Raw genomic sequence first — 323 nt, 5'->3', positions numbered from 1 at the left:
TGGAAAATTAAAATACAGTAAAAATTTCGGTATTAGCGTTCATGAAGCAGCCGCCTTCACGATCGCAAGACGTGGATTAGAATTGCAAGAACAATTACTAAAAGAGATTATATTATTATTAAAAAAACAAATTACAACAAAACTGCGTATTCTTGTTGCTTCCATGGAAGAAAGTAAAAAGAATACGCAAAAAGTATATAAAAAATGGTTACAAACAATTCAAACGTGGAAAGAATATCACAATTGGAAATTGTGGAGCATTCTTCACAAAACTGTTTATATGAGCAATCAACAATTCGTATTTAAAATTTAAATGAGAAGGG

At 30.0% G+C, this 323-nt stretch carries 1 pseudogene; it reads left to right on the top strand.

The features are described from left to right. A pseudogene (locus tag FOT98_RS31755) lies at positions 1 to 313 on the top strand (IS200/IS605 family accessory protein TnpB-related protein); the annotation flags it as partial. Between the last annotated feature and the right edge of the window lie 10 nt (positions 314 to 323).

It is taken from the genome of Bacillus sp. HY001 (assembly GCF_007558965.1).
Lineage (GTDB): Bacteria > Bacillota > Bacilli > Bacillales > Bacillaceae_G > Bacillus_A > Bacillus_A mobilis.
Note: the sequence above shows the minus strand (reverse complement) of the source record. Positions and strands in the feature narration are given on the sequence as shown.